The sequence below is a fragment of the Demequina sp. genome (assembly GCF_016278775.1).
Taxonomy (GTDB): domain Bacteria; phylum Actinomycetota; class Actinomycetes; order Actinomycetales; family Demequinaceae; genus Demequina.
The window spans coordinates 1-6,763 of the sequence record NZ_JADQBF010000082.1 but is presented as its reverse complement, the minus strand read 5'-3'; the positions used below and the strand labels follow the sequence as shown (position 1 = coordinate 6,763).

Annotated in this window: 7 protein-coding genes and 1 tRNA gene; 4 read left to right on the top strand and 4 right to left on the bottom strand. The window is 66.7% G+C overall.

The features are described from left to right. Positions 1–185: 185 nt before the first annotated feature. Genes mscL through QZZ33_RS09360 form a run of 3 tightly spaced genes read right to left on the bottom strand, consistent with a single transcriptional unit; the run spans position 186 to position 1,934 of the window. Positions 186–566, bottom strand: a complete 381-nt coding sequence (gene mscL / locus QZZ33_RS09370) for a large conductance mechanosensitive channel protein MscL (protein ID WP_291379653.1) — start codon at positions 564–566, stop codon at positions 186–188. Between the two features lie 45 nt (positions 567–611). Further along, positions 612–1,304, bottom strand: coding sequence for a M23 family metallopeptidase (locus QZZ33_RS09365; RefSeq protein WP_291379652.1), 693 nt, complete (start codon positions 1,302–1,304; stop codon positions 612–614). 27 nt (positions 1,305–1,331) lie between these two features. Then, a complete protein-coding gene (locus QZZ33_RS09360) occupies positions 1,332–1,934 on the bottom strand; it encodes a TetR/AcrR family transcriptional regulator (protein ID WP_291379654.1) in 603 nt (200 codons plus the stop codon). Positions 1,935–2,031: 97 nt separating this feature from the next. Here QZZ33_RS09360 and QZZ33_RS09355 point away from each other — a divergent pair. The 3 genes from QZZ33_RS09355 (at position 2,032) to QZZ33_RS09345 (ending at position 4,708) form a co-directional block, all read left to right on the top strand. Then, a tRNA-Gln gene (locus tag QZZ33_RS09355) sits at positions 2,032–2,103 on the top strand. A 62-nt stretch (positions 2,104–2,165) separates the two neighbouring features. Further along, positions 2,166–3,731 (top strand): bifunctional UDP-N-acetylglucosamine diphosphorylase/glucosamine-1-phosphate N-acetyltransferase GlmU, encoded by a 1,566-nt coding sequence (gene glmU, locus QZZ33_RS09350; RefSeq protein WP_291379651.1) that lies wholly within the window; start codon positions 2,166–2,168, stop codon positions 3,729–3,731. Then, entirely contained in the window at positions 3,728–4,708 is a 981-nt protein-coding gene (locus tag QZZ33_RS09345; protein ID WP_291379650.1) for a ribose-phosphate diphosphokinase, read from the top strand. The genes glmU and QZZ33_RS09345 overlap by 4 nt, the downstream gene beginning before the upstream one ends. 29 nt (positions 4,709–4,737) lie before the next feature. On the opposite strand, the gene QZZ33_RS09340 is transcribed toward QZZ33_RS09345, so the two are convergent. Beyond that, positions 4,738–6,027, bottom strand: a complete 1,290-nt coding sequence (locus tag QZZ33_RS09340) for a hypothetical protein (RefSeq protein WP_291379649.1) — start codon at positions 6,025–6,027, stop codon at positions 4,738–4,740. Positions 6,028–6,210: 183 nt separating this feature from the next. Between QZZ33_RS09340 and QZZ33_RS09335 the strand changes: the two genes are divergently transcribed. Next, positions 6,211–6,763: 50S ribosomal protein L25/general stress protein Ctc (locus QZZ33_RS09335; protein WP_291379648.1), on the top strand; the 553-nt coding region annotated here is incomplete at its 3' end.

Here is a 6,763-nt window from a genome sequence, read left to right as displayed (position 1 = left end):
GCGCTCGGAGTGATCGTGTCGGGATCGGGGCCGACGGTCGCCGGCCTGGCGCGGTCCCGTCAACACGCGCTCGCGGTGGGCGCCACCATCACGGCGGCAGGGGTTGCCGACGTGGTGGTGACCGCCAACGGCCCCGCCACAGGGGCCGTCCTGCTGGAGCGGTAGCGACCCCAGCGTCGTCCGCCCTACTTCTTGAGCGAGTCGCGGATCTCCGTGAGCAGCGCAATCTGAGTGGGCCCCTCCGGCTCGCCCACTGGCTCGTCCTTGCGCGAACGCGCGGCCAGCTTGTTGAGCGGCATCACGATCACAAAGTAGACGGCGGCCGCGATGGCGATGAAGCGGAACACAGCATCGAGCACCAGGCCGATGCTGAACACTGCTCCGTTGATCTCGAAGTTGCCCACACCCGCGAGCGAGGCCTCGCCGAAGATGGCGGCAAAAAGGGGCGTGATGAGGCCCGCCACGACGGCGTTGACGACGGCCGCGAAGGCAACGCCGATGACAAAGGCGACCGCCAGGTCAACCACATTGCCGCGCATGATGAAGTCTTTGAAACCCTTGAGCATGGTGTCCTCCAGACGAGGCGCCCGTTGGCGCCTTCACCACAGAATCTAGGGCAATCGATCCCCTCTGGCCTGGGCTGGCCCCGACCGCGGCACCACGACGATGTGTGACTCTGCTGGCAACTGCGCACCGTCAGTCGTCTCGAACGCGAGAGGCAATCCCCGCGCTCGCGACCAGTCGATGCTGTCGGTCACCTGGACGTGCACATGCGGTTGCGTGCTGTTCCCAGAATTGCCGCATTGGGCGATCGGCTGACCGGCCTTGACGCGCTCGCCCACCTCGACCAGTTGCGAACCATTGCGCAGGTGAGCGACGAGCACGAACGGTCCGCCATCGTCCAACGCCACGACAACGTGGTTGCCCGCGATCGCGCCCACGCCGCGTTGTGCGCGAGCCGCTTGGCCCGCCATGTACGCGACCAGGGAGAATTGCGAGCGTCGTGCCTCGTGGTCGGCCTCGCCGTCGTGCGCCACCACCACGGTGCCGGTGGCGGGCGCGAAGACCGTCGCGCCAAAGCCGATGAAGCCCTCCGGCGGCTCGGTTGCCAGCGCCGCCCTCCAACTCCAGCGCGCCGCTCGCCCACGAGCGTCGACGGGGATCAGGTCAATCGCGAAGGTGGTGCCCATGAGGTGAGTGCCGTGGCTCGGCACCCGACGCGCAGGGCTGTTGCGGGCACGGAAACTGCCCTCCAGCGGATACGTCAGGAGCACCGGCTGAAGGTCTCCCTGCGCCTCGCTCACTGGCTCCATTCTGGTGTGGCCCGCGCGCTAGCTTTTCGCCTCGGGCATGGCGGGATTGCGTTCCAGGGCGCTCAGGCCGTTCCACGCGAGGTTGACCAGGTGCGCCGCCACCACGTTCTTGGCTGGCTCGCGCACCTCGGCCCAGTGTTGACCAGCGAGCGCCACTTGCCCCACGAGCATTTGCGCGTAGAAGGGCGCGACAAAGGGATCGAGGCCACGGCGGCTGAACTGTTCGCCGAGCAGCCCCTCGACTTGCGAGGACACGTCGCCCAAGAGGGAGGAGAAGGTGCCGGAGGCCTGTGCCACCGGCGAATCGCGCACCAGAATCCGGAAGCCGTCCGGCGAATCCTCGATGTAGCCCAAGAGCGCAAGGGCGGCGCGCTCGACCAGCTGACGGGGATGAGCCCTGCTCGACAAGGCGCCGGTGAGGGCGCCCAGTAGGGCCTCCACCTCGCGGTCGACGATGACGGCGTAGAGACCTTCCTTGCCGCCAAAGTGCTCGTAGACCACGGGTTTGGAGACGTCGGCCCGCAAGGCGATCTCCTCCACGGAGGTGCCGTCGAAACCCTTCTCCGCAAACAGCGATCTGGCAACCCCCACGAGCTGCTCACGGCGCTGGCGGGCGGTCATCCTGGCGCGTGGTACGCGCTTCGCTTCCTCTGTCACGTTCCTAGTGTGCCGTGATTCCTGGCACACTGGTTCGCCGGGAGTCTGTTTCGCTCCTTGTTCCGCCCTAGTGTAATGGCAGCATGCAGGCCTTTGGAGCCTTGCGGTCTAGGTTCGAATCCTGGGGGCGGAACTCGCGCGGTTAGACTGGCCCGGTCAGCCCTACGGGGTCCCGGTCCCACACAAGGGGGTGCGGTGAGCGTCACGCGACCAGCCGCCGTCATGATTCTCGCAGCGGGTGAGGGCACCCGTATGAAGTCCTCGACGCCCAAGGTGTTGCACTGCATCGGCGGACGCTCACTGTTGCATCACGCCATCGATGCGGCCCAGGGCCTCGATCCCGAACGGCTTGTGGTGGTGGTGCGCCACGCGCGCGACGAGGTGGCCGCGCACGCCCACGAGGCGGCGCCGGACGCTCTCATGGCCGATCAAGACGACATCCCTGGCACCGGCCGCGCCGTGTGGTGCGGGCTGACCGCGCTCGATGCGACGGCGATGGCCGCAGCGGCCGCACGGGGTCTGGCACGTGAGGACGTCATCTCCATGCAGGCGACCGGACCGATCGTGGTGACGTCAGCCGACGTGCCGCTCGTGGACACGCAGTTGCTCGAGACGATGCTCGCCGACCACACGGCAGGGGGGCGGGCAGTCACCGTCATGACGGCCAGGGTGGATGACGCGACGGGTTACGGGCGCATCGTCCACGACGCGGATGGCGCGGTGGCGCGCATCGTCGAACACAAGGATGCGACGCAGGATGAGCGGGCCATCACAGAAATCAACGCGGGCCTGTATGTGTTTGACGCGGCCACACTCCGCGAGGTGCTCGGCGGCCTTGATCGCGACAACGCCCAGGGCGAGTTGTATCTCACCGACGTGATCGCGATTGCCCGCGCGGCAGGCAAGCAGGTAGGCGCCTTCGTCGCACCTGATCCGCGCGCGGTCGAGGGCGTCAACGACCGCGTGCAGTTGGCCGCCATGGGGGCGGCACTCAACCGCGCCGTGCTCGACGCGTGGATGCGCAGCGGAGTGACGATCGTCGACCCCGCCACCACCTGGATCGACGTGACGGTCACCCTTGAGCCAGACTCAACCGTGCTTCCAGGAACCCAGTTGCACGGCACCACCGCCGTCGCCACTGGTGCCGTCGTTGGCCCCGACTCGACGCTCACAGACGTGACCATCGGCAAGGACGCCACCGTGATCCGCACGCACGGCTCGTCGTCGACCATCGGTGAGGGCGCGACAGTCGGCCCGTTTTCCTACTTGCGCCCAGGAACTGTGCTGGGCGCCGGCGGCAAGATCGGCGCCTTCGTGGAGACCAAGAATGCGAACATCGGCGCGCACTCCAAGGTGCCGCACCTCAGCTACGTGGGGGACGCGACTATTGGCGAACACTCCAACATTGGGGCCTCGACCATCTTTGTCAACTACGACGGCGTCAACAAGAACCACACCACCGTGGGCGACCATGTGCGCATCGGCTCAGACAACTCGCTCATTGCGCCGGTCACGATCGGTGACGGCGCGTACACCGGCGCTGGCGCGATCATTCGCCGCGACGTCCCTTCTGGGGCGCTCGGACGCAATAGCGTCCCCCAACAGGTGATCGAGGGCTGGGTCGCCTCGCACCGCCCGGGCACCGAATCGGCGGAGGCTGCTGCAAGGGTGAAGCAACCCGGCGGTGCAGACGCGCGGGGGCGCTCCGAACCGATATCGTTCAGTCAGGACGACGCGGGTAGCGAGCGGGGTAAGCAATGATGTCGGTGATCTCGAACACGAGTGAGCGCAGGCTGGTCTTCACGAGTGGCCGAGCGCACCCGGAACTGGCGGAAAGCGTCGCTCAGGAACTGGGTATCGACCAAGTCCCCACTACCGCCTACACGTTCGCCAACGGCGAGTTGTACGTGCGCTTTGGTGAGTCCGTGCGCGGTACCGATGCCTTCGTGTTGCAGTCCCACGCGGCGCCCATCAACGAGGCCATCATGGAGCAACTCATCATGGTGGACGCGTTGAAGCGTGCCTCGACCAAGCGCATCACGGTGATCATGCCGTGCTACGGCTACGCGCGCCAAGACAAGAAGCACAAGGGCCGCGAGCCGATCTCAGCCCGCCTGATGGCTGACTTGTTCAAGACGGCCGGCGCCGACCGCATCATGTCGGTTGACCTTCACACGTCTCAGATCCAGGGCTTCTTTGATGGGCCCGTCGACCACCTGTGGGCCATGCCGCTGCTCGCGCAGTACGTGCGCTCGCGGGTAGCGCCAGACAACCTCACGATCGTCTCGCCCGACGCTGGTCGCGTGCGCCTGGCCGACCAATGGTCGGACCACTTGGGCTCGCCGCTGGCCATCATTCACAAGCGCCGCGACCCGTCAGTGCCGAACCAGGTGAAGGTTCACGAACTCGTGGGTGAGGTCGAGGGACGCACGTGTGTGCTGGTAGACGACATGATCGACACCGGTGGCACGATCGTCCAGGCCGCGAACGCGCTGTTTGAGAACGGCGCAAAGGACGTGATTGTGGCTTCGACTCACGGACTGCTGTCCGGACCGGCCGTAGAGCGACTGCGGGACTCGGGCATCTCCGAGGTGGTGGTGACCGACACGCTGCCGATTCCGGACGAGAAGCGCTTTGAGCGGCTCACAGTGCTGTCGATCGCGCCGCTCATTGCGCGCGCGGTGCGCGAGGTGTTCGACGACGGCTCGGTGACGAGCCTGTTCAACGGGAACGTCTAGCGACCTCTGGCCCCGCCGCGTTGAGTTGCCTACGCGCACTCGTAGACGCGCTGCCCCGCATACCCGTCGATCGCGATGACCCACTCGCCGTCGGGCCGCTCCCACGCCAACACCGAGCGGGCGGTCAAGAACTGATCGAACGTGTCGAACGGGTAGGCGAGTGAGGGCTCAATGTCCTCGCCCCACGAGGCATCGCGCAGCGTCTGCCACACGTCCTGCGCGAGGTCGTTGCCGCCCGCCACGGGAAGGTAGACGTCGAAGCCAAGTCGGTGTGAGCCGGCGACCTCCCACTCGGAGGGGTCAAACGCGTCGGCGATCGTCTCGTCAGGACCGAAGCATGCAAGCGACGCGGAACGGACGGGATACTCCATCGTGCCTCCGCTCCCAGACGCATCTGGGTGCGTGAAGGTGTCCGTTCCGTCAGTCCACGTGACCGCGCCCTGGCCGTAGTATGCCGCCGAGAACGCGGACTCCGACGGAACCACAGCGCCGTAGGGCGTCTCGACCGCGTAGCGGGAGTCGGTGAGGCCCGACACATCTCCCTCGGCCCGGAATTCCACCAGGTTCGAATCACCCAGGGCTGTGAGCAGGATGCGGGTGTCTCGTCCCAAGAACGCGCGCTCGTCGGGCGTGGTCGCGATCGAGGGGAACTCGTTCGCGTCTCCGTACGCCTGAAGGCTGGTCGAATGGCTCGTGGTGGCCAGGCGCGCGGGCTGGAGGACCCAACCCGCCAAAGGCTCGACGTTCGCGGGGTAAGTGAGAGTGTCGAACGCGACGGAAGGCTCGAGGTACCGGCCCGGCTCCTCCCAGTCGGCGCTCCAGTCGAGGCAGGCGTCGCTGCCGCGCGCCGAGGGGCACGTGATCATCGCGGCCGACGTATCGGTGACGACGAACAAGGCATAGACCTCGTATCCGCCGGAGTAGAACTCGAAGTACTCGGTCGTCGCCACCACGAGCCGAGCGGCGCCGAGGTTGCCCACCTCGAAATAGCGGTAGGTGTCCTCGATATCGAAGGCCGGGTAGTAGAAGAGGCCCAGGTTCGCGATCTCCCGCGGCTCGTGCCACGTCTCGCCCGTGGTGGGCGCGTTGAGTCGCTCCAGCACGGCGACATCGGCTCCGGACACGATCTCGTGTGGCGGCGGTGGCGCGACCGACGGGCTCGCGGACGGAGCCGCCGATGCGGAGGGAGTCGCGCTGGGGGACGGATCGGCCGAGTTTCCGCCCGAACAAGCGGCCACAGCGACAGACAGCGCCACGATCAGTGCCGCGCCCGCACTCTTGCGGCGCAGTCCAGAAGCCGAGAGCAACGGAACCTTCATGAGCCCACGGTAGCGACGGACAATGACCCGGTCTAGGGCTGGTCGCGCGCCGACCGGGGGAGGCAGTAGACTGTTCCGGTTCCTCGGCGAGGCTGGCAAGCAGCACGGCTGGCGTGATCGACGCGGCGGATGCGGTGCGTCCTGCCTTGCCTGGGCCCGTATTCGACCGATCCGAGGAGAACCATGCCTGACAAGTTGAAGCTTGCCGCCGAGAAGCGCACCGAGTTTGGCAAGGGCGCCGCGCGTCGTGCCCGGATGGCGCACCAGATTCCCGCCGTCATCTACGGTCACGGGTCGGACCCGCTGCACGTGCTGCTGCCGGGCCACGAGACGATGATGGCCCTCAAGCACTCGAACGCCCTGATCACCGTCGAGTGGGATGGCGAGAAGCAGTTGGTGCTCACCAAGGACGTGCAACGCCACGCCGTGAAGCGCACCATCGAGCACGTCGACCTGCTGATTGTCCGCAAGGGTGAGAAGGTCACCGTGGACGTGCCAGTGCACGTGTTGGGTGACCCGTTCCCCGGCACCGTTGCCGTGACGGAACACACCACGCTGTCGATTGAGTCAGAGGCCACGCACATCCCCGAGTACCTCGAGGTCACGATCGAGGACATGCAAGAGGGCGAGAAGATCACGGCTGGCGGGGTGGAACTGCCAGCAGGCTCCACGCTGGTGTCCGACCCAGAGACGACCGTCGTATCGATCTCCGTGCCGCGCGGCGCCGTGTCTGAGG